We start from the raw sequence: 217 nt of genomic DNA, 5'->3' as shown, positions 1-217 counted from the left end.
CAAAGGCCCCGAGCTGTTCTTCAACTTGGCGACGCAGGGGCTGAGTGAGGGCGAATATGTCCGGCGCTTCCACTACGCGGAGCGGGTGAGTACGGCGGAAGTCGAGCTGAAAGATTACAGCTTCAAGACACCGGCTTACGGGCTGTCGCACAAGAAAATGAGCGGCGAGCTGGCGCACCAGCGCGAAAGCTATCAGCATTACGACTATCCGGGGCGC

General features: G+C 59.9%; 1 protein-coding gene. It reads left to right on the top strand.

From position 1 onward, the window contains the following. On the top strand, positions 1 to 217 hold a 217-nt coding region (locus H0248_RS21520), incomplete at both ends, for a contractile injection system protein, VgrG/Pvc8 family (RefSeq protein ID WP_257981583.1).

The organism is Pectobacterium brasiliense, from assembly GCF_013449685.1.
Taxonomy (GTDB): Bacteria; Pseudomonadota; Gammaproteobacteria; order Enterobacterales; family Enterobacteriaceae; genus Pectobacterium; species Pectobacterium brasiliense_A.
This window is presented reverse-complemented; position numbering and strand designations above follow the sequence as displayed.